Raw genomic sequence first — 23624 nt, 5'->3', positions numbered from 1 at the left:
CCCGAAGGACCTTTCGCGTGAACTCTCCCACCCTGAGCGTCAATCTCCCCAACTTCGGCGACGTGCTGGCCCGCGACAACTACGCCCACCTCCTGGACGTCGCGGTCCGCGCGGAGGAGAGCGGGGTGGACCGGGTCAACGTCACCGACCACGTCGTGATGGGAGCCGACACCTCCGGTTACGCGTGGGGACCGTTCGCCACCGAACCGGATGCCGTGTGGCTCGAACCCATGACCGTCCTCGCGGTGATCGCCGGCCGGACCCGCACGATCCGCCTCGGCACCGGCGTGATCATCGCGGCGTTGCGGGGCGCGGCCGTGCTCGTCAAGACCGCGGCCACCCTGGACCACCTGTCGGGTGGGCGGCTCGATCTCGGCGTCGGAACCGGCTGGCAGGAGAAGGAATACGAGGCGGCCGGGTCGAGCTTCCGCGATCGTGGGCCGCTGCTCGACGACACGCTCGCCGCCTGCCGGGCCCTGTGGGCGCACGCCCCGGCTTCGGTGCAGCGCCCCAGCGTCGCCTTCACCGACGTGTACTGCTCGCCGCGCCCGGGGGACCGGCGGATCCCGGTCTGGGTCTCGGGGTCGTTGTCGAAGCCGGTGATCCGCCGGCTCGCCCGGTGGGGCGACGGGTGGATTCCCATCATGGGTGCCGGACCGGACGAGCTGCAGCGGGGCCGCGACCTGCTCCGTGCCGCGCTCGAAGGGGAGGAGCGCGATCCCGAGGACCTGCAGATTCGCGGGCGGCTGCAGGTGGTGCACGAGACGAGGGGCGAGATCGCCGTGCCGGAGACCGCGCGAGCGATGAAGGAGCTTCTCGCCGTCGGAGTCACCGATGTGATGGTCCCGCTGACCATGCTGCATCCCGATCCGGACCGGGCCGCGGACCGGCTCGCGACGCTCGTCACGGTGCTGCGGGAGGCAGCGGCCTAGAGCGACGGGAGCAGAGCCTGCGGAGCGACCCGACCACCCGCAGTGCTCCCGCCATGACCGGCGGTGCGGTGGCATCATGCCGGGGTGGAACGTGCATGGATGCAGCCGCTCGCCGAACTGGGCGCGGGCACTGTCACCGCGCTGGTTCCCGACACCCTCGTCGACCTCCTCGGCCGCGGCCTCGCCCTCCGGTACGCGGGCCGTCCGATCGAGACGACCGTGCAGGGAGTGCCGCTGCGTGCCGTCGTCGACGGCGTCCGGATCCGCCGTGACCGCGCGCATCTCCGTGCCCGTGTCCGGCTGAACGATCTCGACTGGGACGATCGGCGCATCGACAGCCTGACGGTGACCGCCCACGGGCTGCGGATCGTGCCGGGCCTGCCCACCCGAATCAGCGCGGCGCGTCTCGACGTGCAGGGCATCGCGCCGATCACCGTCGTGCTGGACTGGTTCAACTCCCTCGACACGCCGTGGCGGTTGAGCGACGGGGACGATATCCGCGCCGATCATCGTCGGCGCAGCGTCAGCGCCCTCGTGGACGGGGCGGTCGTCGACGACGTCGCCTACGTGGAGTTGCTGCGCCTGCGCTGCTACGGTCTGCTCGTGCCGGTCGTGGCGGCTCGGCGAGTCCCGTTGCCGCCGTTGCCCACCGGGATCCGCAAGGTCCACGCCGCCCGACGGGGTGACGACGTGCTGTTCGGTTTCGAGATCGCGGGCGTCGCGGGAGTGCTGCCCTTCGGGGACAGGCCACGCAGGTAGTCGCGCAATGTTCGCCGTCCGAACCGGACGGTGTCGGTCAGGGCCGCCGGGCAGCCCACGCCGTGCGGACACTGCGGACCGTCAGGTCCGGTCGCCGCGCCAGGTGTTCGGGGCTGCCGGGTGACAGCAGACGATCGAGACGGTCGAGGTCGTCCCTGTCCAGTCGATCGTCGAGCGCCTCACGGATGCGCGCCAGGTAGGTCGACGCATAACGAACCGTATTCGTTTGCGCCGCAGTGGATTCCGTCGTGAACCGTCGCCGGCCGACGGCCTCGAATCCGGCGCGCTCGAGATGGGCCTGCCAATCGGGATGGGCGTTCCACCCCGCCTCCTCGAGCGCCCGAAGGCAGCGCTCTTCGAGACCGGGCCGGTCCCGTCCGGTGTCGTCGGGCAGAAAGCGCGGCAGTTCGTCCATCTCGACGACGACGAGCAGTCCGCCGGACGTCAGGCCGGTGTGGAGGTCGCGCAGCACCCGGGCGGGGTCGGCGACCTCGTGCAGCGACGACGCCGCCCATGCGAGGTCGATCTCGTCGACCGGAATCCCGGTGGTGTCCAGGTCGGCCAGGACGGTCCGGATACGTTCGGCGACACCGTGTTCGCGAGCGGCGGTGCGCACGCGGTCGAGCATCGATGCCGACCGGTCGATCGCGACGATCTCCGCGTCGGGGAATCGGCGGGCCAGGGCCACGCTGCCGGTTCCGGTTCCTGCCCCCACGTCGGCGATCAGCCGGGGACGGGCCGGGGCGTACGGTTCGGCCCACGCCGTCACCTCGTCCAGATACGCGCCGAGCACCTCGGCGTCGAGGTCGAGGAGGTCCGCCAGCCCGGCCTCGGGATGCGTGTGCGGGTGATCCGGAGAGTGGGAGTGGTGCGCCATGTCGCTCACGGTAGCGGGCGTAGTGCCGAGAACGCATACCATCTTGCGTATGACGCAAGATCTGGACGCCGTGATCCGCCGCCGCATCCGCAGCCTGCGCCTGGCCCGCGGCTGGTCGCTCGATTCGCTGGCCGCCCGCTGCCGGCTCAGCCCGTCGACGCTGAGCCGCATCGAGACCGGCAACCGCCGGATCGCTCTCGATCAACTGGTGCCCCTCGCCCGGGCCCTGGGCACCACGCTCGATCAGCTCGTCGAATCCGCCGAAGACGAGGACGTGGTGATCCGGCCGCAGCCCGAGCACATGCCCGGCGTGACGACGTGGCTACTGTCCCGGGAACGTGCCCTGCACGGCGTGACGGTGGCGAAGATGCGGATCACCCCCGACCGGCCCACCGGAACCGGTGCGGCGGCGGTGCATCCGGGCCGCGAGTGGTTCACCGTGCTCTCCGGCATCGCCCGGCTGCAGCTGGGCGAGCGGACGGTGCTGGTGCGGACCGGGGAGGCCGCCGCGTTCTCGACGATGGTCCCGCACGTCATCGGTGCCCACGAAGGCCCGGTGGAGATTCTCACGATCTTCGACCACGACGGCGAGCGTGCCCACCTCCACGGTGAGCACGGCACGTCGCGGCCGTGACGTCGGCGTCCTGTGCCGTCACGCCCTTTTGGCTTGTGCGGCACCTCCCGCCCCGAGCCGGAGATCGGGCTCGCCCGCAGATCTCTGATGAGGCTCGCACGGTCTGTCCGACGGCTACGCGAATCTTCGAATCCGCCCTTGCTGTCGAGGTTGAATAGAAGCGGGCTTGAAGTGGCAATATTGCGCTATATGGTCGTAGTTGAGACTATATATGAGTGATGGAGATGTCCGTAGCGGCCGCAGCTGCAGAACTGGGAGTCAGCAGGCGACAGGTCGCCCGCTTGGCTCGCGCCGGCGAAGTGGTGGTAGCGCGTGAGATCGGTGACATGCTCCTCCTGGATGCCGGCTCGGTGCACCGTCGTGCACAGTTGCGCCCGGTCCGCGGGCGGCCCTGGAACGAAGACGCCGCATGGGCGGCGTTGACGCTGCTGTCCGGGGAGGAAGTGGACTGGATACCGGCGGCGCAGATGACCCGGCTCAAGCACCGGCTCCGGCGATCCAGCGCGCAGGAAGTCGCGTTTCTCGCGCGTCGCCGTGCGGCGGTTCATCGCATGCGTGGATGGGCTGGCAGCGCGGCGAACCTCTCCGAGTGTCTGGTGCTGACCGGCGCAAGCGCGCTGGTAAGACGCCCCGTCGCGAGCAGGTTCGGTTTGGCCGCGAGCCGGAGAGGAATCGACGGATATGTACTGGCGGAGGAATACGACGGTCTTGTCGATCACTTCGGTTTGATCGTCGACGGGGATGGTGACATAACTGTGCGGGCGGTGACGATCGCGGATGCCTTTCGTGGGGGAGAGGTGCCGCTGGCAGCTGTGGCAGTGGATCTGATGGACTCTCTCGACAATCGCGAGCGTAGCGCCGGCGCGCGGGTGCTACAGAGTTTGCTCGATGACGTCCGGTGAACGGCCGAGATGGGAAGTGCCGGCTCCTGCCGGCGGGTGGGCGCCGCCGTGGCCCCAAGTAGCGGAACTGTCCCGGACGATTTCGTCCGAGCAATGGACCCTGGTCGGCGGCCTGATGGTACAGGTGCACGCCGCGCGTGCAGGGTTGCCGCTGACGCGGCCGACCGTCGACGTCGACATGGTGCTCCATATCGAAACCGGCGCGATCACGTTTGCCGGAGTCCGCGACCGGCTCGAAGCGCTGGGATACTGCCTGTGTCTGCCTACCGGAGCAGGGCCCGTGCACCGGTTCATGCGCGGCGATGAACAGGTCGATGTCATGGTCGCGGACCATCTCGCGCCCCGTCATCGACCGAAAGTGGCCGGCCGAGAGGTATTCGCCGTGCCTGCAGGAACTTCGGCTCTCCGCAAGACAGTCGACTGCATCGTCGAGTACGACGACGGATCGATCCGGCTGAGTGTTCCTGACGTCCTCGGTGCGCTGGTGCTGAAAGGTGCTGCCTACAAGGAGGACGCACGGGACCGAGCGCGACACCTCGACGACGCGGTGGTGTTGGCGTGTGCGATGAACGATCCGTTGGGCGACAGCCTACGTATGGAAGGCAGTGATCGTGGACGGGTCCGGATCTTGGCCGAGGCATTGGCCGCAGAGTCGCATCCGTCCTGGTTGCAGGTTCCCGAACAGTTCCGAAATCAGGGGTATCACGCACTTCGTCGAGTAGTCGAAGAGCCGAAGCCTGTTCCGCCGAAGCGGAGACTGGGGCGGTAGGGGCGAGCGCAATGTGCTCGATGGCAGCAATTCCGTTGCTCTGGGACGATTTCCGCCAGAGACGTCTCGAAGATATTCCGCGTGCGCTGCCCACGGCTCTGCAGGAGAATTGCTGGGTCATCCGTGGCGTGTCGACGAGGACCGAGAGCCGGTGAACGGACGAGACGCGTTACCGCGAAAAGCGCTCCATCACCATCTCGATCCCCGAGACGGCAACCGACGAAGTCCTACTGGAGCGGCTTCAGAAAGTCGAAGAACGCGGGCGTGTGCACCTGGCGCAGCCGGGTGAGCTTGCGGTAGCTGATCAACCACACACCGTCGACCTTGCGGTACTGCTCGTGGTAGTGGCCCCAGCCGTGCAGGTGTTCCTCGACGGTCCCGTTCGTCCACCACAGTTCGTCCTCCATCGCCCAGACGCCAGTCGCGGTGATGTCGCCGGTGAGGGTGATCTCGGGAGTGTGACCGTGGTGCGCACTGGTGACCGGAGTGCCTCCGTCGAGCAGGTTCTCGATGGCGCGCCGCAACGGTTCGCGGCCCACCACCCGATTGGACTGCCCACCGGTGCGCGGCTGGGTGTCCTCGGGCAGGCCGCCCCAGGTCTCGCTCACGACGTCTTCGGTGTGCAGCGTGGGGTACAGATCCCACTGCTTGGTGTCCATCACCCGCAGCCGTGCGGCGAAGAGCCGTTTGATCTCCTCGACGGCCAGCAGTTGTTCCGCGGCGCTCAGGGTCAGGGCCGGTTCCGTCTGTGTCACGAAGATTTTCCCTTCACTCGGATCGGAGCAACGTCACTTCACGGTCGGCGGTGAGATCGACGACCAGTTCCCGGCGCGAGATGCGCCAGCCGCCGGGCCCGCGCCGGTACTCGTCCCGGTAGCGGACGGACACCGCGTAGTCCCGGTACCCCTCACCGCTCGGGTACACGTGGTGCGCCTCGCAGTACAGCTCGCCGCGGGCGCGGTCGCCGTCGAGGTCGACCACGTGCTGGCCGAGGACGTGGCGCGTGGAGTGCAGGTGCGCGACCGCGGCGAGCACGCCGCCGGCGATCGGTCCCGCGCCGGCGAGTACCGGGTCGTGCCCGCGACGGACCAGCCCGGGCGGCTGCACGAACTCGGCGTCGTCGGTGAAGAGCGAACGCAGCGCGGCCGGCTCGCGGCGGTCGACGGCACGGGCGTACCGGGCGACGACGTCCGCGAGTTCGAGGCGATCCTCGAATGGACTGCTCATGCCGGCATTCTCCACCGGTCGACACCCGGAGCTCGATCCTCGTCCCACTGATCGGTCGGCGGATCGGTCGGAGCAGAGGCCGCGCCGGGACGGGTGAAGCGCAGGACCGGGCAGCTGCCCGGGTGGTCGGCGACGGTCACGACGAGACCGGCGTGGTCGGTGACGGCGGGCAGCAGTGCGGCGTACGTCGTCGCGAGCGCGTCGGCGAACGTGCGCCGGTGCGGATTCACCGGTCCCGCAGCGCCGGGACGCAGCAAGGAGGTCGTCGCGGTCCCGCCGGGGGGCGACGCGTGGTGCTCGCCGGTGACCACGACGTGGTCGAAGCGGTCGGCGGTGATCTGGTCGTCGTGGTTCTCGATCCCGACGAGCACCGCGATGTGGGCGGGGTCGAGCAGGGCTGCGGCGGCGTCCGACAGCACCCGCACGGTGCGCGGCAGTCCGTGGGCGGGCATCAGCACGGCGCGGTGACCGGTGCCGATCGCGCTGACCCACGGTCCCAGGAGCGAGAACAGGGGAGCGGTGCGGCTTCCCACGATGGCCACCGTCCCGGCGTCGTGATGCGGGCCGCAGTGCCACAGCGCCCCCGACGGTCCGGGTATCCGGTAGGTGGGCCGACCGGCGCTGTCCCAGCCTTCCAACGACTCCCGGACCCGGTGCAGTGCCGTCAGGGACGTGAGGATGTCGTCCATGACCACGTGCGTCGGCAGTTGTCCGTCGAAGTCCGCGTGGACCGCCTCGGTGAGCGGCTTGTGGTGTTGCACGAGCAGATCGATCATGGCGCGGACGGGCCGGACCCGCTGGCCCGGATCGGTGGCCGACGCCGTGGCCGGCGTCCGGCGCTGCCGGTCGAGCACAGCGGAAAGTTGCTCGGGGAACGAGGATCCCATGGAGGCCTCCTGTCGTCACCGCCGCGCACCCGCCCGTTCGGGGTCAGGTCAGCGACGCTTCGTGGATCGCGCGGTCGAATTCGGGCAACGGCCCCCCGGACCGCAGGGTGGTCGCGAGGGCCGGGTCGGCCAGGTGCAGGCGGCCGACCGCGATGAGGTCGAATTCGCCGTTGTCGATCCGCCGTTCGACCTCGTGGACGTTGTCGTCGATCGGGGCCGAGCCGCTGATCCGGCTCTCCCGCAGCGATTTGCCGATGCCGACGCTGCCGACGGCCATGGTGGTCACGCCTGTCAGCTGCTTGGCCCAGCCGGCGAGGGAGAGGTCGCTGCCCTCGAAGGCGGGGGTGTCGAAACGCCGGATGCTCGCGTCGAGGATGTCGACGCCGGCCTCGACGAGGGCACCGAGGATCACTTTCAGTTCGTCGGGCGTCTCGGCGATGCGCGCGGTGTAGTTCTGCTGCTTGTGCTGCGAGAAGCGGAACACGATGGGCAGATCGTCGCCGATCTCGGCGCGGATGGCCGCGACGACGGCCGCGGGGAATCGGGTGCGCCGCTCGAGGTCACCGCCCCACGCGTCGGTACGGGTGTTGGTGCCCTCCCACAGGAACGAGTCCAGCAGGTAGCCGTGCCCGCCGTGCAGCGCGATGCCGTCGAATCCGGCCTCCGCGGCGGCCGCAGCGGCGCGAGCGTAGGCTGCGATCACGTCGGCGATGTCCTGCTCGGTCATCGCCTCCGTCGGCCGGGTGGCCCACGCGACGTAGTCCTCCGGGTACGAGGTGATGCCCAGGGTGCCCCAGCTGCCCGACGGGCGCATCGGCTTCAGCGCGGGATCGACCGCGCTCATCGCGCCCCACAGCGGTCCGACGTGCCACAGCTGCGGGACGATCCGGCCCCCGGCGTCGTGTACTTCGTCGACGACCCGGCGCCAGCCCGCGAGCGCCTCGGCGCCGTGCATGCGCGGCACCCGCGGATTGTCCACGGCCGTCGGGTGATCGATGGCGACACCCTCGGTGACGATCAGGCCGGTCCCGCCCGCGGCCCGCCGCCGGTAGTACGCGGCGACGTCCTCGCCCGGCACACCGTCGATCGAGTACGACCGCGTCATCGGTGACATCACGATGCGGTTCGCCAGCTCCAGCGAACGCACACGGAGCGGGCGGAACAGGGGGGAGGAGGCAGCCATGCGGTCGAAACCCTCTCTCGGACGGTACGGGCGTGACCTGCCGTGCGGCAGGCCGGGTATGGAAGCGGCCCGCCGGCCGGGTACGACACCGGCCGGCGGGCCTGTAGGACGCAGATTTCCACGCGGCGCCGGCGCTGTCGACCGGGTGTCCCACTCAGTGCGATGGACCCGGCGCGACGGAACCCGGCGCGGTGGGCCGGCGGCCGATCAGCGCAGCTTGATGCTGCCGCCGTCGGCCATCAGCGTCTGTCCCGTCATGTACTTCGAGTCGTCGGAGGCGAGGAACACCACCACCGGCGCGATGTCCGTCTCCGGGTCGCCGATGCGCTGCAACGGCACCTTCGCCGCCGCGGCGGCCGCCCGGTCGGGGAAGGCCTGCTGCCAGGCCTGCACGCCTTCGGTCGCGGCGAACGGGCACACGACGTTGACGCGGATGCCGTCGGCGGCCCACTCGTTCGCAGCCACCCGGCTGACCGCCCGGATCGCCTCCTTGGCCGCCGCGTACGACGTCTGCGTCGGCATGCCGTCGAGCGCGGATCCGGAGCCGAAGTTGACGACGGAACCGCGGGCCTCCTTCAGCTGGGGGTAGCAGGCCTGCATGAGGTGCACGGTGGGGTAGAAGCCCGTGCCGAACGACAGCTCGAACATCTCCGGGGTGTGCTCGAGCAGCGGTGCCTGGCGCGACGCGTGCGCGTTGTTGACCAGGATGTCGATGCCGCCGAACGCCGCGACGGCGGCATCGCGGATCTGTTCCGCACTCTCGCGCCGGGAGATGTCGGCCTGCAGGAACTTCGCCTCGCCGCCGGCGCCGGTCAGCTCGGCTTCGAGCGCGCGGCCGCGGTCGTCGTCGACATCGACGAACAGCACGCGGGCGCCCTCGCGGACGAACACCCGGGTCACGGCGCGGCCGATCCCGCCCGCACCGCCGGTGACGACGGCCGTCTTCCCGCTCAGTTTCACGACCGTGTCCCTTCCGCTCATGCGTCGACGGGGTCGCCCGTGGCGAGCGCGACCTTCTCCAGCTCGGCCACACTGTAGGCGGCGTAGGTCTCGTACGGGCCGCGACCGGAGAAGTAGGACGAGAGCTGGTCGCCGAGTTCGTCGACGGTGAACGCGGAGCCCGCGGCGTCGAAGCGGTGCTCGACCTTGGGGGCCTCCATGAGCGCGACCATCTTGCCGTACACGACGAAGACCTGGCCGTTGACCTTGTCGGAGGCGGGGGAGGCGAGGTACCGGACCAGCGTGGCCACTCGTTCGGGCGCGAGCGGGTCCAGGCCCGACGCGCCGGTGTTGCTCTCGCCGAACGCGTCCGCCGTCATGGCCGTGCGGGCGCGCGGGCAGATGGCGTTGGCCCGCACTCCGTAGCGCGACAGGCCCTGGGCGGTCGACAGGGTCAGGGCGGTGATGCCGGCCTTGGCGGCCGAGTAGTTGGGCTGCCCGGCCGAGCCGAACAGGAACGCCTCGGAGGAGGTGTTGATCACGCGGCCGTAGACCGGTCCGTTCGCGTCCTTCGACGCCTGCCGCCAGTGCACGGCCGCGGCGCGCGACGTCGCAGCGTGGCCCTTGAGGTGTACCCGGATCACGTCGTCCCAGTCCGACTCGGACAGGTTGAAGATCATCTTGTCGCGCAGGATGCCGGCGTTGTTGACCAGGATGTCCATCGATCCGAACTCGGTGACCGCCGTGCGGACGAGTTCCTCGCCGAGCGCCCAGTCCGAGACGTCGCCGGTGACGGCGACGGCGCGGCCTCCGGCGGCGCGGATCTCGTCGACGACGTCGTGGGCGGCGGCGCCCATGTCGTTGACGACGACGGCGGCACCGGCGTCGGCGAGGGCGAGGGCTTCGGCGCGGCCGAGGCCGGCGCCTGCTCCGGTGACGACGGCGGTGCGGCCGTCGAGGGTCGTGTTCTGGGTCATGGTGGGCTCCTTGGGTCCGTGCGGAGGTGCGGAACGATGACTGAAAACTAGTATTCATTCTATTACTTGCGCAAGGGCGTCCTCGGACCGTGGTCCCCGGATGGCGGGGCGGTCCTCGGGGGCTGCAGCCAGGCCCGGGACCCGGCTCCCCGTCGTCGCTGTCCGGCCTTTGATCCCGAAACGAGAATATGTTCTACTTAGGCCGCTGTGATCCGCGGCACACACGCGACGATCGCGTGGTCGTGCGCGTCCTCACCCACCCACGAACCCCGGAAGGACCCGCGATGTCTCTGAACCTGGCCGATCTCACCGAGGCCGTCGTCGATGCGATACCCGACCGGACGGCCCTGATCTGCGGGGACGAGTCCCGGACGTACGCCGAGTTCGACGCCCGCGCCAACCGGGTCGCGCACCACCTCGCGGCCGTCGGGGTGGCGGCAGGTGATCATGTGGGCCTGCACATGCGCAACAGCCTCGAATTCCTCGAGGTCATGTTGGGCTGCTTGAAGATTCGCGCGGTGCCGGTGAACATCAACTTCCGCTACGTGGGTGCCGAGCTCGTGCACCTCTACACCGATGCAGACCTCGTGGCACTCGTGATCGACGACGAGTTCGCCGACGTCGCGGCGCAGGCCGTGCCGCACACCTCACAGCTGCGGCGCATCGTCGTCGTCGGAAGTGCGGAGACGGCGGCACTCGAACAGGCTGCGGCAGGTGTGGGTGCGACCGTGGCTCGGTATGCGGAAGCGGTGGAGAGCGCCTCGGCGGAGCGGGATTTCGGTGAGCGTAGCGGCGACGACCGGTACATCCTCTACACCGGCGGCACGACGGGCATGCCCAAGGGAGTGATGTGGCGGCACGAGGACTTCTACTTCGCGGCGCTGGCCAGCGGCAACCCCTACGGCGAACCGCACCGCAGCTCTGCCGATCTCGCCGCGGCCGCCGCGGCGAACGAGCACCCGATGTCCTATCTCGTCACGGCGCCGCTCATGCACGGGGCCGCGATGTACTCGGTGCTGATGGGGCTGTTCGCGGGTGCGAAGCAGGTGCTGATGCGGTCGTTCGAGCCGATCGAGGCGCTACGCCTGATCGACCGGCACCGGATCGCGATCGTGATGGTGGTCGGCGACGCCATCAGCCGGCCGCTGGCCGACGCGGTGGCCGCACGCGGCAAGGAGTTCGACCTGAGTTCTCTGCTGGTCATCGGCTCCGGCGGAGCGCTGTGGTCGGCGAGTGTCCGCGCGCAACTGGCGGAGTTGCTGCCGAACGTCTACCTGCGCAACTCCTTCGGCTCGTCGGAAGCGGGCGCGACCGGCACCGTCGACGCCGGCGCGGACGGGCGTGCCCGGATCTCCCCGTCGCCGACACTGCGGGTGGTCGACACGGATCTGACCGAGGTCGAGCCCGGCTCGGAGACCATCGGCTACCTCGCTCGCATCGGCCACGTCCCCCTCGGCTACTACAACGACCCGGACAAGTCCGCGGCGACGTTCCCCGAACGCGACGGCGTGCGCATGTGTCTGCTCGGTGACCTGGCCACCGTGGAGGCGGACGGCTCGATCGTCGTGCTCGGCCGGGGCTCGGCCTGCATCAACACCGGCGGCGAGAAGGTCTACGCGGAGGAGGTCGAGGAGGCCGTCAAGAGCCATCCGGCCGTCCTCGACGCGGTCGTGGCGGGCATCCCGGACCCGCTCCTGGGTGAGCGGGTCTCGGTGGCCGTGCAGTTCCGTCCCGGGGTGACAGCGCCCTCGGCCAGGGAACTGACCGACCACTGCCGGACCCTGATCGCCGGGTACAAGATCCCGAAGACGATCGTGCCGGTTCCCGAGGTGCTGCGTTCGCCCGCGGGGAAGGCGGACTACCGGTGGGCCAAGGCGACGCTCGAGAACGCGACCGTCGACGCCTGACGCGGTCGGACACGCACACGGCCGGCCCCGGATGCGGGGCCGGCCGTCACCGGTTCGGGGCCGGGTCAGCGGCCGGCGCGGGCGAGCAGCTCACGCGACTCGTCGCGGCCGTCGAGCACCCGGGCCGTGCGCTTGCGGATCCGCCACCGGCCGTCGTTCTTGACGAGTTCGAAGCGGTTGGCCGTCACGCGCCAGACGCGGAAGCCGTTTTCGTCGTGACGCAGCAGCTGCGAGTGGCAGGTGGCCACGGCCGTGTCGCCCTCGACCCGGATGTGCACGGGGTCGAGGAGGTGTCCGCATCCTTCGTGGATGTAGTCCTGGTGCGGCCGCGTGCGCACCATCTCCATGATCTCCTTGCGACCGTTCATGATTCGCATGTCGACGTCGTAGACGGCGTCCTCGGTCCACAGTTCGCCCACCGCGTCGGCGTCACCGGCGTCGACGGCGGGGCCGTAGGCGGTGACGATCTCCTGGACGGCGATCTTGTCCTCGAGGAGCTGGACGCGGGCGAGGAGGGACTGGACGAGCTCTGCGGTGTCGGTCGCTGCGGTGTCGGTCATCGGGTCTCCTGTTCGGATGGTTCGGCCGGGGCGAAGTCCAGCCGCAGGTCGGTGCCGAGTGCCCGCAGACACTCGAGCTGTTCGCAGTAGTGGGTCACGTCGGTCGCGGCGACGGTCGCCCCTACGACGGTGGCGCCGGCCTTGCGACGTCGTTCCAGGGACCGGACGGTGCGCTCGGGCGCGCCCAGCGGGTCGAGGGGCGCCCCGGTGTCGAGAACGACGTCGAAGCCCGCCGGGAGGTCCACCCGGCCCAGCATCGCGGTCAGATCGGGCAGGGGCAGCCCGAACGGCACCCAACCGTCGCCGTGGGCGACGGCGCGGCGCAGCGAGCGCAGCGTGCGCCCCCCGATCCACAGCGGGACGCGGGGTTGGACGGCGTGCGGCTCGACGAGCAGGTTCTGGAATTCGTAATAGGAGCCGTGGTACTCCGGCAGGCGTCGGGACAACGCGGCGCGCAACGCGGCCAGGGCGTCGTCGGCGCGGGGGCCCCGGTCTTCGAAGGATGCGCCGAGGAGGTCGAACTCCTCGCGCAGGCTGCCCACCCCGAGGCCGAGCGTCAGCCGCCCGCCGCTGAGGACGTCGAGGGTGCCGTAGCGTTTGGCGATCTCGAGCGGGTGGTGGTAGCCGAGGACGAGTACCTGGGTGGCGAGCCGGATGCGCTGCGTCCGGGCGGCGAGATAGCTCAGGGTCGCGAGCGGATCCCAGTAGGTGCCGCCGCGGGCGGCTGCGACGTCCACCGGGACGGCGACGTGCTCACTGCAGGTCAGATGGTGGAAGCCGAGCCGATCGGCGGCCCGGGCCACCCGGACGAGGTCGTCGACGCCGGCGGTGCGTTCCCACGGGGAGTGCACGCCGGGGTGCTGGACCACGACGGGGCTGACGATTCCGATGCGCATGCGAGCCTCTCCGCTGCCGGGACTGGGAGGGTGTCGGTCCGTTGTACCGGACCGCGCCGCTCCGTCGCGGCCGACGTTCCGATGAGCGGGATCCGGGGTCGACCGCGGATGCGAGGCGCGCGAGGGTCGCAGGTGGGAAATTCGCGCCCCCGATCACTACTGGTGGCGAGAGTGAGCTGATACACTTTCAGAATTCATTTCAGTTTTCCCGCTCCCCTCGGGAGCAGAAGTATCGGGAGGCCGCAGATGGCAGTCGTCGAAGCAACGGAACCGACAGCTACCTCCGCCCCGCGGCGCGACGTGCCGCCGTCGATGGTCGAACGGATGACACTCATCCTCGACGCGTTCGAGGGCCGGTCCTCGCGGCTGACGCTGGAGGAGGTGGCCTGCCGCACCCGGTTGCCCCGCTCGACCGTGCACCGCATCCTCGATCAGCTCGTGAAGCTGAACTGGGTCGATCACGCATCCTTCGGCTACTGCCTCGGCCGGCGGGCGCTCGGTCTCGGCGGCGGGGACGGTGGCCACGGGGAGATCCGGGCGTCGGCGGCGCCGCTCCTGCACGAGCTGCACATGCAGACCGGCATGGTCGTTCATCTCGCCGTCCTCGACGGGGCCGAGAGCGTCTACCTCGACAAGGTCGGCGGCCGGTTCGCCACGGCACTGCCGTCGCGGGTGGGCGGCCGGGCCCCGGCGTACACCACCGCCGGCGGCAAGGCGATGCTCGCCTGGCTCGAGCCCGAGCGCGTCGACGACCTGTACGAGCGGCGCCTGGCCCGCCGCACCGAACACACCATCGGTGACCTCGCGACTCTGCACCAGGAACTCAGCCGGATCCGGCAGCGGCGCGGACTGTCGTTCGAGCGCAGCGAGTCCGTGCGCGGCGTCGCATGCGTCGCCGTCGCTGTGCGCGGGCACGACGGTCCGGTTGCCGCGATCTCGCTGTGCGGCGACGCCCGCACCGCGCAGCTCGAGCGGGTCGCACCGCTCGTGGTGGACGCCGCCCGGGAGGTCTCCCGCAGCCTCTACCCCGAACTCGGCGCCCCGCGCCGGGGCCGCCGGGCGCCCGAGCCCCCCGAGAGCACGTGGTCGCCGGATGCGATGGACCGCCTGCTGTCGGTCCAGAGCGGACAGTGGCTCTGAGGAATCTCCCGACCGGGACGCGCCGACGACGATTCGTCGGCGCGTCCTGCTCCGTCACCAGGGAACCGCGTCCGGGCCACCACCCGGGCGCGTGATCCGACACCGGCGTATCGGAGACGCCGGGACTACCTGAGTCGGCACAGCCGGATTCTCGAGCCGGGGTCCGGCGCATCGGTCGGCCGGTCGAGGTTTCCTACTGCGTGTCGGTCTGCGGTGCCGAGGTGTCGACTGCCCGTCGGTACCGGGACCCGCCTCTCGCTCCGTGCCGGTCTTGTTCCGACTCGCGCCGCGGCGGTCTCCGCCGGAGAACGGTGTCCGAGGTGTGCGCCCGAGACGGGTCTTCACCGCCGGTCGCGATGGGATACTGAACGAGGGGTGCCGTAACCCGACGCAGGAGTCCAGCGATGACCGACCACCGAGAGCATGCAGACCACGACCACACCCACGGCGAATCCTGTGGGCACGTGGCCGTCCCGCATGGTGACCACGTCGACTACGTGCACGACGGGCATCTGCACCAGGCCCACGACGGGCACGTCGACGAGTGCGAGCCCACCGAGCACCACGTCCACGAAGGACACGACCACACCCACGGCGAGGGCTGTGGGCACGTGGCCGTCCCGCACGGCGACCACGTCGACTACATCCACGACGGGCATCGGCACGCCGCGCACGAGGGGCACTACGACGACCACTGACCGGCAGAACCCGACCGGGGCGTGAGCGAGCCGCGCATCCGGGCGTTCTGTGAGCGGAATCTGCGCTGGAGATGGGTGCTGCTGGGTGGCGTCTGCAGCATCGGGGCACTGCTGGGGGTCACGCCGATCCGTGTCGCGGTGGTCGGTGCCTGGCTGATCCTGCTGGGTATAGCGGTGTTCTCTCTGCGCCACCGGCCGATCGGAGCACCGGTGGCCTCGTTCGGCCTCGGAGTGCTGACACCGGCCGCCGTTCCGACGGCGCTGGATCTGCTCGACTCGCTGTGAGTTCCAGCCATGGGCCGGTAGCCGCGGCACCGGCCCACTTCGGGCAGGCCACAGCGGTCGCCGCCGAACCGCGTTCCGTGCGGCGGTCGACCCGGTTGTCACCGCGAGTGCCCGCGCGGCGTCCGGGCTGCAATCCGCTGCAACGTTGAGTGGGCTCGCACCCTCTCCCTACATTCGTGACCTGGGTTACACGGCGTGAGACGGGAACCGTCCCGAAGTCTCGTCACGCTCGGGGCCTGGCCCTGTGCGGCCGGCCCTCAGGCAGAAAGCAGAGGAGAGCAATGGCGCTGAACAAGAGTGCATTACTGAGCGCGTATCGCAAGATGTCGGAGATCCGCGAATTCGAGGACCGGTTGCACGAGGAGAACGCGACCGGTGACATCCCGGGGTTCATCCACCTGTACTCGGGGCAGGAAGCGATCGCAGTCGGTGTGTGCGAGAACCTGAACGACACCGACTACATCGGCTCCACCCACCGCGGCCACGGCCACTGCATTGCCAAGGGGTGTGACCTCGACGGGATGATGGCCGAAATCTTCGGCAAGAACGACGGATTGTGCCACGGCAAGGGCGGATCGATGCACATCGCCGACCTGTCGGTCGGCATGCTCGGCGCGAACGCGATCGTCGGCGGTGCCCCGTCGCTGGCGATCGGCGCTGCGCTGAGCGCCAAGACCCTGGGGAACGGCGGTGTCGCGGCCTCGTTCACCGGCGACGGCGGATCCAATCAGGGCACCGTGTTCGAGGCCATGAACATGGCGGTCGTGCTCGAGTTGCCGATCGTCTTCGTCATCGAGAACAACGGATTCGGTGAGGCCACCGGCCGCGACTACGCGGTCGGCACACCGAGTATCGCTGCGCGGGCCGCGTCGTTCGGGATGCCCGCCACCACCGTCGACGGTACCGACTTCTTCGAGGTCCACGAGGCAGCGCGCGAGGCGGTCGAGCGAGCCCGCAGAGGAGGCGGTCCCTCCACCATCGAGGCGGTGGCACACCGCTGGCACGGCCACTTCGAGGGCGACGCGCAGCTGTACCGCACCGCGGAGCAGGTCGCCGAACTCCGCAGGACCCAGGATCCGCTGGTGAAGTTCCGCGCGAAGGTCGACGGCAAGAAGGTCACGGCGAAGGAACTCGATGCGATCGAGGCCGGGGCTCGTGAACGGGTCGACGTCGCCGTCACGAAGGCGCGAGCTGCCGAGTACCCGCCGCTGACGAACCTGCTGACCGACGTCTACGTGTCGTACTGAGAGAGAGAACGAGAATGACCACGTCGAAGACGACATATCGCGAAGCGATCAAGGCCGCACTCGCGCAGGAGATGCAGCGGGACGCGACGGTCGTGCAGATCGGTGAGGACCTGCGCGGCGGTCACGCCGGCACCAATCCGGAACTCGAGTCCGGGAAGGTGGAGGCGTTCGGCGGCGTGCTGGGGGTGACGAAGGGTCTGTGGACCGAGTTCGGCTCCGACCGTGTCATCGACACCCCGATCACCGAGTCCGCGATCATCGGCATGGCAGCCGGTGCTGCTCTGACCGGGCTGCGTCCGGTGGCCGAATTGATGTTCATGGACTTTTTCGGAGTCTGCTACGACGCGCTCTACAACCAGGCCGCGAAGTTCCGGTACATGTTCGGCGGCAAGGCCCGTACCCCGCTGGTGGTGCGGGGCATGATCGGCGCCGGATTCTCCGCCGCCGCCCAGCATTCGCAGTCACCGTACAACGTCTTCGCCGCCGTTCCCGGCCTCAAGGTCGTCGCCCCGTCGAACGCCTACGACGCCAAAGGACTGCTGATCCAGTCGATTCGCGACGACGATCCGGTCGTGTTCTGCGAACACAAGACTCTCTACGACGTCAAGGGCGAGGTTCCGGACGAGCCGTACACGATCCCGTTCGGTGTCGCCAACTACACCCGTGAAGGCACGGACGTCACGATCATCGCGCTGTCGGCGATGGTGAACGCCGCCAACACCGCCGCGGACAAGCTGGCCGCCGAGGGGATCTCCGTCGAGGTCGTCGACCCCCGCACGGTGTCGCCGCTCGACGAGGAGGGCATCCTCGAATCCGTCGCCTCCACGGGCCGGGTAGTGATCGCCGACGAGTCCGCGGCGCGCTGCGGGTTCGGTCACGACGTCGCCGCGCTGATCGCGACGCGTGCGTTCGGGGCACTGAAGGCGCCGATCGAACTGGTCACCCCGCCGCACACTCCGGTGCCGTTCTCCCCGGTCCTCGAGCAGGCGTGGCTTCCGAATGCCGCTCGGATCGAGGCCGCCGTCCGCAAGGTTGTGAGTGCCTGACATGAGTGAGATCAAACTGATCGAAGTTCCCAAGTGGGGCCTGTCCATGGAGGAAGGCACCGTGGCGGAGTGGCTGGTCGAGGAGGGTGCGTCCTTTTCGAAGGGCGACCTGATCTGCGAGATCGAGACCAGCAAGATCGCCAACCAGTTGGAGGCACCGTTCGACGGGGTGCTCCGCCGGGTCGTCGCCAGGCCGGGGGAGACGTTGCCGGTCGGTGCGGTGCTGGCGGTGTCGGCCGAGGCTGCAGTCTCCGACGCCGAAATCGAGGAATTTCTCGCCGGCATCGGGGCAGATCAGGTGCCGACCCCGGCCGAGTCCGGGCGCTCACCGGCCGGACAGCCCCCCGTCGCGCAGCCGGATCTCGAGATCAGCCCACCCGCGCCGGCGGCCTACGAATCGGTACCGGTGACCGGGGCGGTCGCCGGGTCCCGTCAGCGTCCCGGTGCGACGACCGTTCCCGATGCCCTGCGAGGACGGACGAACGGTGACGTGTTCGCGACCCCGCACGCCCACCGCTTGGCGGACGAGTTGTCGATCGACCTGGCGCGTGTGACGGGGACCGGCCGGGACGGCCGGATCTCCGTCGCCGACATCCACGACACGATCCGGGCGGCCGGTGGCACCGTCGCTCAGCCGCTGTCGCCGCCGCGGTCAGGTATTCCGGGACGTTCCTTCGAGGACGACACCGCCGTCCCGGCCACCCCCGTGGCCCGACGTCTGGCCGCATCCCTCGGGATCAATCTGCACGACTGCCGGGCTACCGGTTCACGCGGCCGGGTGTGTGAGGCAGACGTCCGTGAAGCCGAGCGCCGGTTCCGGCTGCAACCGGAAGTCGTCGCAGCGGCCGAACCCGTCGCGGAGGCGGAGTTCGAGACGATTCCGTTCACCGCGATGCGCAAGGCGATCGGGCAGCGGTTGCAGGAGTCGAAGCGCAGCGCCCCGCACTTCCGGCTCACCGCGGACCTGCAGATCGACGACCTTCTCGCCTTGCGGACGAAGATCAATGCGACCGTGCCCGCCGTCAAACTGTCGGTCAACGATTTCGTCGTCAAGGCGTGTGCCGCGGCGCTGCGGAAGGTGCCCGATGTCAACGTTCAGTTCGACGAGGCGACACAGTCGGTCCTGCGCTTCGCGAGTGCCGACATCTCGGTGGCTGTCGCACTGCCGTCGGGACTGATCACCCCGATCGTGCGCGGCGCCGACGGCAAGACACTCGCCGAGATCTCCGGGGAGGTGCAGTCGCTGGTGACCAAGGCCAAGACCGGGAAACTGACGGCCGACGAGTTCCAGGGCGGCACTTTCACGGTGTCGAACCTCGGCATGTTCGGTGTGCGGGAATTCGACGCGATCATCAACCCGCCGCAGGGCGCCATCCTCGCGGTCGGTGCCGGACAGGAGCGTCCCGTCGTCGTCGACGGTCAGGTCGTTGCGCGCACGATGCTCACCGTCACGCTCTCGTGCGACCACCGGGTGATCGACGGCGCGCTCGGCGCCACCTTCCTGCGAGAACTCCGGCGTTTCGTCGAGTCCCCCGCGCTGATGCTCGTCTGAGAGGTACACCATGACAGAGAAGTACGACGTCATCGTCGTCGGGAGCGGGCCGGGTGGCTATGTCGCGGCCATCCGTGCCGCGCAGCACGGTCTGCGCACCGCCGTCGTCGAGCGCGACCGGCTCGGGGGGATCTGCCTGAACTGGGGGTGCATCCCTACCAAGGCGTTGCTGCACGGTGCCGATGTCGCCCACACGCTGGCGAACCTTCGGCCGCTCGGGTTCAGTGCCAGCGGTGTGGAATTCGACATGAGCCGGCTCGTCGAGTTCAGCCGGTCGGTGTCGGGGCGACTGTCCGACGGCATCGGCTACCTGATGAGGAAGAACGGCATCGACGTCGTCCGGGGGTCGGCGCGGCTGCTCGACAAGGGCGTCGTCGCAGTGACGGCCGCGGACGAGTCGGTGTCCGAGTACCGGGCCGACCACGTCATCCTGGCCACCGGGGCCCGGCCGCGTTCGGTTCCCGGTGTCGTGCCCGACGGCGACCGGGTCTGGACATACTTCGACGCTCTGGTCCCGCCGGAGTTGCCGAAGTCCTTGCTGGTCATCGGCTCCGGTGCCATCGGTGTCGAATTCGCGAGTCTGTACAACGATCTCGGCACCGATGTCACCCTCGTCGAATTGGCCCCGCAGATCATGCCGATCGAGGATGCCGCCGTCGCGGGCCATGTACGGCGGCAGTTCGAGAAGCGAGGCATCAGGATTCACACCGGCGCCTCGGTGTCCGAACTGACGGCCGGCACGAACGCCGTCACCGTGGCCGTCCGGTCGGCCGACGGAACGATCGACGAGTCGACCGTGGACCGAGTCCTCGTTGCGGCCGGAATCCAGGGCAACGTCGAGGACCTCGGTCTCGAGGAACTCGGTGTCGAGGTCGATCGCGGATTCGTCACCACCGACCAGTGGTGTCGCACCACCGCATTCGGCGTGTACGCGATCGGTGACGTGGCGGGCGCACCCTGCCTCGCCCACAAGGCCAGCCACGAGGCCGTGCTCTGTGTGGACAAGCTCGCCGGTGCGGATCACGTCCGGCCGTTGGACCGCGACTACGTTCCGGGCTGTACCTATGCGAGGCCGCAGGTCGCGAGCCTCGGTCTCACCGAGGAACGAGCGCGTGCGACCGGCCGTCGCCTCCAGATCGGACATTTCGATCTGCAGGCGTCCGGGAAGGCGCTCGCGATCGGTGAAGCCGACGGGTTCGTGAAGACGATCTTCGACGCCGACAGCGGTGAACTCCTCGGTGCCCACATGGTCGGTCCGGATGTCACCGAGCAGCTTCAGGGATTCGGCATCGCTCGATCTCTGGAGGCGACCGCCGACGATCTCGCCGAGGTCGTCTTCGCGCACCCGACGCTGTCGGAGGCGATGCACGAATCGGTTCTGGCCGCGCTGGGCCGTCCGATCAACATGTAGCAAGTCCCGCCGAACCGCGGACCCGCGTGGAACCGCGGTTCGGCGGGAACCCACGCCCAGGAATCGAACGAAACGTGAATCCCATACCTGGAACAACACCCGACGCGCCGGTCCCTTCGGGCCGCAGGTTGCTTCGACTGGAGGTCCGCAATGCGCAAACCCCCGTCGAACGCAAGCCGAACTGGATCAAGACCCGCGTCAAGAACAGTCCCGCGTACGCCGAACTCGAGAGCCTGGTCGAACGCGAAGGACTGCACACGGTGTGTGCGGAAGCCGACTGCCCCAACATCTTCGAATGCTGGGCAGACCGCGAAGCCACGTTCCTGATCGGCGGTCGGCAGTGCACGCGCCGCTGCGACTTCTGTCAGATCGACACCGGCAAACCCGCCGACCTCGACCGGGATGAGCCCCGCCGCGTCGCCGAGTCCGTGCAGGCGATGGGACTTCGGTACGCCACCGTCACCGGGGTTGCCCGCGACGACCTGCCCGACGGCGGCGCATGGCTCTACGCCGAGACCGTCCGACAGATCCACGCCCTCAACCCCGGCACCGGCGTCGAGAATCTCGTTCCCGACTTCAGCGGACGGCCGGACCTGCTGGCCGAGGTGTTCGACTCCCGGCCCGAGGTGCTCGCCCACAACCTCGAGACCGTGCCGCGGCTCTTCAAGCGGATCCGTCCCGCGTTTCGCTACGAACGCTCGCTCGGTGTGCTCGCCGCGGCCCGCGACTTCGGCCTGATCACCAAATCGAACCTGATCCTCGGTATGGGGGAGACCCCACAGGAAGTGCAGCAGGCGATGATCGACCTGCACGATGCCGGCTGCGACATCCTCACCATCACCCAGTATCTGCGTCCCTCGCCGCGACACCACCCGGTCGAGCGGTGGGTCGAGCCGGAAGAATTTGTCGAACACTCGAAAGCCGCCGAGGAGATCGGTTTCGCCGGCGTCCTGGCGGGGCCGCTCGTGCGTTCCTCGTATCGCGCCGGCCGCCTCTACGCCGACGCCATGGCCCACCACGACCGTGAACTCACTTCTCCCCTCAGTCATCTCGCCGAATCGCACCCGCCAGGAGTTCGACCCACATGAGTTCCGCCACCGAAGACGACCGCATCATCGACTTCGCCCGTCGCTGGCTGCCCTACGGCGGCGGAAGTCCCGGAGACCTTCTGGTCGAATTCGGAATGACCCCAGCCGGTTACCTGACCCGGCTGGGGGAGATCCTCGACAGCCCCGCCGCCTTACGACTGCACCCCCGACTACGTGCGGAACTGCGCGACTTCGTCGCTGCGCGCACCTCTGCACCGCGCGCCGCGCCGAACCGGAGCGACCAGGTTCGGAGGCGGAATGTCACCTGATCACACGGACTTCGACACCGTCCGCGAACCGGTACGGCTGGGGCGTCAGCACAGGGCCGAGGCTCTTGCGCAGCCGGGAGACCTCGGCGCGGACGGCAACGATGTGGTCCCGGTCGCCGAACAGGGCCTCACTCAACGACGCGGCATCGATGCCGGCCGACCCGGTACGTGCCAATACCCTCAGAATCTGCGCGTGCCGCGGTGACAGGGCACGCGTCCATTCCGTCTCCCCCCGCACCGTCGCCCGAGGGGCCGCCCCCAGGTCGAGTTCGAGTCGGATGGCCGCCCGTTCCGCGCGGCGGCGCACCAACCATGCGTCACCGAGCGGTTCGGGTACGCAAAGTCCGAGACCGGGCACGAGCAGCGGTCGGTCGGCCTCCGGTGAGGCCAGTCGTTCGGGAACGCCGATGCCGCTGGCTGCCACGACCCATCCGTGACCGTCCACGACGACAGCAGGCCCGCACGTCCTTGCCAGCACCGGCGCCGCATCGGTACGGAGCCTGTCGAGGTGGACGGCATGCTCGCGCCAGAGCATCGACTCGGCCAACCGCACAGCCGTCTGCACGAGGGCCACGGTGGCCGGATGCACCGACATCGCCGACCCGCTGATATCCAGTACGCCGAGGACCTCGCCGGAGCGTGGATCGTGGACCGGTGACCCCGTACACGACCAGCCGTAGTGGGACCGGGCATAGTGTTCGGCCGAAAAAAGCTGTACCGGAGCGTCTTCGACCAGCGACGTGCCGACAGAATTGGTGCCTACCGACGTCTCCGACCAGCGGGCGCCTTCCACGAATCCGAGGACGTCGGCTTCCCTCTGCACGTCACGTGCACCTTCTCGCCACAGCACCACCCCGTCCGAGTCGGCGACGACCACGATGAAGTTCGCGTCGCTCGCCATTTCGGTCAAGGTGCCGCGTAGTTCGGGCAGAACCGACCTCAGGGCGCTTCGTGCACGGCGCGCTTCGAGTTCGGAGACGTCCGCGAGTACCACGTCCTCACACCGGGCCGGACTGACGCCGTCTGCCTGGAGACGCGACCACGACCGGGCGACAACGTCACGCGGAGGCACCGGCGGCGTCCGGCCGGACATCACCGCGTCGTGGACGTCGCTCAACAATCGGGCGCGTCGCGACAAGTCTTCTCCGGAACCGAAAGCGAGCAACCGCTGGCGCGCCGAACTGGCCCTACTCACAGCGTCCAGCCTACCGTCAGGGGGCCAGCCGCACCATGGCCCCTGCCGTCTGCGGCCAACCCAACAGCGAACCCGTCGACGAGTTCGCACATTCGGCGAGACGCGGGTCGACCGGCACACTTCTTGGACAAGAACGTTCCGCACGAACGCTTTCGGTCCTCGGGCCCCCGCTTCTGCCGTGCGGCCCGCCTGGGTGGGCGCAAGCGGTGGACCCGCCACTGCCCAGACCCACCGGGCCGCCGAG

The 23624-nt window shown here is 69.3% G+C and carries 25 protein-coding genes; 15 read left to right on the top strand and 10 right to left on the bottom strand.

All coding sequences use genetic code 11. The features are described 5' to 3' along the window. Window positions 1-17 precede the first annotated feature (17 nt). A complete protein-coding gene (locus AC2IPW_RS21090) occupies window positions 18-932 on the top strand; it encodes a TIGR03619 family F420-dependent LLM class oxidoreductase (RefSeq protein WP_486375599.1) in 915 nt (304 codons plus the stop codon). Window positions 933-1016: 84 nt separating this feature from the next. Beyond that, on the top strand, window positions 1017-1691 hold the full coding sequence (locus AC2IPW_RS21085) for a hypothetical protein (protein ID WP_486375598.1): 675 nt from the start codon (window positions 1017-1019) through the stop codon (window positions 1689-1691). Window positions 1692-1728: 37 nt separating this feature from the next. Here the strand turns inward: AC2IPW_RS21085 and AC2IPW_RS21080 are convergent, their stop codons facing one another. Next, on the bottom strand, window positions 1729-2568 hold the full coding sequence (locus tag AC2IPW_RS21080; RefSeq protein WP_486375597.1) for a class I SAM-dependent methyltransferase: 840 nt from the start codon (window positions 2566-2568) through the stop codon (window positions 1729-1731). A 49-nt stretch (window positions 2569-2617) separates the two neighbouring features. On the opposite strand from AC2IPW_RS21080, the gene AC2IPW_RS21075 reads away from it, so the two are divergent. The 3 genes from AC2IPW_RS21075 (at window position 2618) to AC2IPW_RS21065 (ending at window position 4873) form a co-directional block, all read left to right on the top strand. Continuing rightward, window positions 2618-3202 (top strand): helix-turn-helix domain-containing protein, encoded by a 585-nt coding sequence (locus AC2IPW_RS21075; RefSeq protein ID WP_486375596.1) that lies wholly within the window; start codon window positions 2618-2620, stop codon window positions 3200-3202. A gap of 218 nt (window positions 3203-3420) precedes the next feature. Next, window positions 3421-4104 (top strand): hypothetical protein, encoded by a 684-nt coding sequence (locus AC2IPW_RS21070; protein ID WP_486377044.1) that lies wholly within the window; start codon window positions 3421-3423, stop codon window positions 4102-4104. Beyond that, window positions 4091-4873, top strand: coding sequence for a hypothetical protein (locus AC2IPW_RS21065; protein ID WP_040784304.1), 783 nt, complete (start codon window positions 4091-4093; stop codon window positions 4871-4873). Before AC2IPW_RS21070 ends, AC2IPW_RS21065 begins: the two co-directional genes overlap by 14 nt. 227 nt (window positions 4874-5100) lie before the next feature. Here the strand turns inward: AC2IPW_RS21065 and AC2IPW_RS21060 are convergent, their stop codons facing one another. From AC2IPW_RS21060 to AC2IPW_RS21035, 6 genes are all read right to left on the bottom strand, one after another. After that, window positions 5101-5628: a nuclear transport factor 2 family protein gene (locus tag AC2IPW_RS21060; protein WP_486375595.1), complete on the bottom strand. Its 528-nt coding sequence runs from the start codon at window positions 5626-5628 to the stop codon at window positions 5101-5103. Between the two features lie 13 nt (window positions 5629-5641). Next, entirely contained in the window at window positions 5642-6100 is a 459-nt protein-coding gene (locus tag AC2IPW_RS21055; RefSeq protein WP_486375594.1) for a nuclear transport factor 2 family protein, read from the bottom strand. Beyond that, window positions 6097-6987, bottom strand: a complete 891-nt coding sequence (locus AC2IPW_RS21050; protein WP_003939172.1) for an aldehyde dehydrogenase family protein — start codon at window positions 6985-6987, stop codon at window positions 6097-6099. The genes AC2IPW_RS21055 and AC2IPW_RS21050 overlap by 4 nt, the downstream gene beginning before the upstream one ends. A gap of 43 nt (window positions 6988-7030) precedes the next feature. Continuing rightward, a complete protein-coding gene (locus tag AC2IPW_RS21045) occupies window positions 7031-8170 on the bottom strand; it encodes an oxidoreductase (RefSeq protein WP_416061883.1) in 1140 nt (379 codons plus the stop codon). A 207-nt stretch (window positions 8171-8377) separates the two neighbouring features. After that, on the bottom strand, window positions 8378-9130 hold the full coding sequence (locus AC2IPW_RS21040; protein ID WP_054371312.1) for an SDR family NAD(P)-dependent oxidoreductase: 753 nt from the start codon (window positions 9128-9130) through the stop codon (window positions 8378-8380). 17 nt (window positions 9131-9147) lie between these two features. Further along, window positions 9148-10086 carry a 3-oxoacyl-ACP reductase gene (locus AC2IPW_RS21035; RefSeq protein ID WP_416061882.1) on the bottom strand — a complete coding sequence of 313 codons (939 nt, stop codon included), beginning with the start codon at window positions 10084-10086 and terminating at the stop codon, window positions 9148-9150. 284 nt (window positions 10087-10370) lie between these two features. On the opposite strand from AC2IPW_RS21035, the gene AC2IPW_RS21030 reads away from it, so the two are divergent. Next, complete coding sequence (locus tag AC2IPW_RS21030) at window positions 10371-11993, top strand: acyl-CoA synthetase (RefSeq protein WP_486375593.1); 1623 nt, start codon at window positions 10371-10373, stop codon at window positions 11991-11993. 65 nt (window positions 11994-12058) lie between these two features. Here the strand turns inward: AC2IPW_RS21030 and AC2IPW_RS21025 are convergent, their stop codons facing one another. Further along, entirely contained in the window at window positions 12059-12553 is a 495-nt protein-coding gene (locus tag AC2IPW_RS21025; RefSeq protein ID WP_003934795.1) for a nuclear transport factor 2 family protein, read from the bottom strand. Then, on the bottom strand, window positions 12550-13449 hold the full coding sequence (locus AC2IPW_RS21020; RefSeq protein WP_486375592.1) for a TIGR03619 family F420-dependent LLM class oxidoreductase: 900 nt from the start codon (window positions 13447-13449) through the stop codon (window positions 12550-12552). Before AC2IPW_RS21020 ends, AC2IPW_RS21025 begins: the two co-directional genes overlap by 4 nt. Before the next feature lie 246 nt (window positions 13450-13695). Between AC2IPW_RS21020 and AC2IPW_RS21015 the strand changes: the two genes are divergently transcribed. The 9 genes from AC2IPW_RS21015 (at window position 13696) to AC2IPW_RS20975 (ending at window position 22185) form a co-directional block, all read left to right on the top strand. Further along, window positions 13696-14589, top strand: coding sequence for an IclR family transcriptional regulator (locus AC2IPW_RS21015; RefSeq protein ID WP_040781113.1), 894 nt, complete (start codon window positions 13696-13698; stop codon window positions 14587-14589). 404 nt (window positions 14590-14993) lie between these two features. Further along, the gene (locus AC2IPW_RS21010; RefSeq protein ID WP_486375591.1) at window positions 14994-15287 is read left to right on the top strand and encodes a hypothetical protein; all 294 of its coding nucleotides are present in this window, start codon (window positions 14994-14996) and stop codon (window positions 15285-15287) included. Window positions 15288-15308: 21 nt separating this feature from the next. Further along, entirely contained in the window at window positions 15309-15572 is a 264-nt protein-coding gene (locus AC2IPW_RS21005) for a hypothetical protein (protein WP_416061879.1), read from the top strand. Between the two features lie 281 nt (window positions 15573-15853). Continuing rightward, window positions 15854-16819 (top strand): thiamine pyrophosphate-dependent dehydrogenase E1 component subunit alpha, encoded by a 966-nt coding sequence (locus tag AC2IPW_RS21000; RefSeq protein ID WP_416061878.1) that lies wholly within the window; start codon window positions 15854-15856, stop codon window positions 16817-16819. 14 nt (window positions 16820-16833) lie between these two features. Further along, window positions 16834-17865, top strand: a complete 1032-nt coding sequence (locus AC2IPW_RS20995) for an alpha-ketoacid dehydrogenase subunit beta (RefSeq protein ID WP_371382202.1) — start codon at window positions 16834-16836, stop codon at window positions 17863-17865. A gap of 1 nt (window position 17866) precedes the next feature. After that, window positions 17867-19417: a 2-oxo acid dehydrogenase subunit E2 gene (locus AC2IPW_RS20990; protein WP_371382203.1), complete on the top strand. Its 1551-nt coding sequence runs from the start codon at window positions 17867-17869 to the stop codon at window positions 19415-19417. Window positions 19418-19427: 10 nt separating this feature from the next. Continuing rightward, the gene (gene lpdA / locus AC2IPW_RS20985) at window positions 19428-20828 is read left to right on the top strand and encodes a dihydrolipoyl dehydrogenase (protein WP_486375590.1); all 1401 of its coding nucleotides are present in this window, start codon (window positions 19428-19430) and stop codon (window positions 20826-20828) included. Window positions 20829-20902: 74 nt separating this feature from the next. Continuing rightward, window positions 20903-21916 carry a lipoyl synthase gene (gene lipA / locus AC2IPW_RS20980; protein WP_486375589.1) on the top strand — a complete coding sequence of 338 codons (1014 nt, stop codon included), beginning with the start codon at window positions 20903-20905 and terminating at the stop codon, window positions 21914-21916. Beyond that, window positions 21913-22185, top strand: a complete 273-nt coding sequence (locus AC2IPW_RS20975; protein WP_486375588.1) for a DUF3263 domain-containing protein — start codon at window positions 21913-21915, stop codon at window positions 22183-22185. Before lipA ends, AC2IPW_RS20975 begins: the two co-directional genes overlap by 4 nt. Here AC2IPW_RS20975 and AC2IPW_RS20970 read toward each other — a convergent pair. Continuing rightward, complete coding sequence (locus AC2IPW_RS20970; RefSeq protein WP_486377043.1) at window positions 22178-23305, bottom strand: GAF domain-containing protein; 1128 nt, start codon at window positions 23303-23305, stop codon at window positions 22178-22180. The two genes, AC2IPW_RS20975 and AC2IPW_RS20970, sit on opposite strands and share 8 nt — an antisense overlap. Between the last annotated feature and the right edge of the window lie 319 nt (window positions 23306-23624).

This window comes from Rhodococcus sp. NS-SX18, from assembly GCF_057367935.1.
This window is presented reverse-complemented; position numbering and strand designations above follow the sequence as displayed.

Bases quoted from the DNA above. Each gene is read 5' to 3' on its own strand.
- AC2IPW_RS21020 (WP_486375592.1), bottom strand. From the start codon at position 13,449: ATGCGCATCGGAATCGTCAGCCCCGTCGTGGTCCAGCACCCCGGCGTG.
- AC2IPW_RS21065 (WP_040784304.1), top strand. From the start codon at position 4,091: ATGACGTCCGGTGAACGGCCGAGATGGGAAGTGCCGGCTCCTGCCGGC.
- AC2IPW_RS21080 (WP_486375597.1), bottom strand. From the start codon at position 2,568: ATGGCGCACCACTCCCACTCTCCGGATCACCCGCACACGCATCCCGAG.
- AC2IPW_RS21015 (WP_040781113.1), top strand. From the start codon at position 13,696: ATGGCAGTCGTCGAAGCAACGGAACCGACAGCTACCTCCGCCCCGCGG.
- lpdA (WP_486375590.1), top strand. From the start codon at position 19,428: ATGACAGAGAAGTACGACGTCATCGTCGTCGGGAGCGGGCCGGGTGGC.
- AC2IPW_RS21050 (WP_003939172.1), bottom strand. From the start codon at position 6,987: ATGGGATCCTCGTTCCCCGAGCAACTTTCCGCTGTGCTCGACCGGCAG.
- AC2IPW_RS21025 (WP_003934795.1), bottom strand. From the start codon at position 12,553: ATGACCGACACCGCAGCGACCGACACCGCAGAGCTCGTCCAGTCCCTC.
- AC2IPW_RS21030 (WP_486375593.1), top strand. From the start codon at position 10,371: ATGTCTCTGAACCTGGCCGATCTCACCGAGGCCGTCGTCGATGCGATA.
- AC2IPW_RS20975 (WP_486375588.1), top strand. From the start codon at position 21,913: ATGAGTTCCGCCACCGAAGACGACCGCATCATCGACTTCGCCCGTCGC.
- AC2IPW_RS21045 (WP_416061883.1), bottom strand. From the start codon at position 8,170: ATGGCTGCCTCCTCCCCCCTGTTCCGCCCGCTCCGTGTGCGTTCGCTG.
- AC2IPW_RS20990 (WP_371382203.1), top strand. From the start codon at position 17,867: ATGAGTGAGATCAAACTGATCGAAGTTCCCAAGTGGGGCCTGTCCATG.
- AC2IPW_RS21075 (WP_486375596.1), top strand. From the start codon at position 2,618: ATGACGCAAGATCTGGACGCCGTGATCCGCCGCCGCATCCGCAGCCTG.
- AC2IPW_RS21055 (WP_486375594.1), bottom strand. From the start codon at position 6,100: ATGAGCAGTCCATTCGAGGATCGCCTCGAACTCGCGGACGTCGTCGCC.
- AC2IPW_RS21070 (WP_486377044.1), top strand. From the start codon at position 3,421: ATGGAGATGTCCGTAGCGGCCGCAGCTGCAGAACTGGGAGTCAGCAGG.
- AC2IPW_RS21035 (WP_416061882.1), bottom strand. From the start codon at position 10,086: ATGACCCAGAACACGACCCTCGACGGCCGCACCGCCGTCGTCACCGGA.
- AC2IPW_RS21000 (WP_416061878.1), top strand. From the start codon at position 15,854: ATGGCGCTGAACAAGAGTGCATTACTGAGCGCGTATCGCAAGATGTCG.
- AC2IPW_RS21010 (WP_486375591.1), top strand. From the start codon at position 14,994: ATGACCGACCACCGAGAGCATGCAGACCACGACCACACCCACGGCGAA.
- AC2IPW_RS20995 (WP_371382202.1), top strand. From the start codon at position 16,834: ATGACCACGTCGAAGACGACATATCGCGAAGCGATCAAGGCCGCACTC.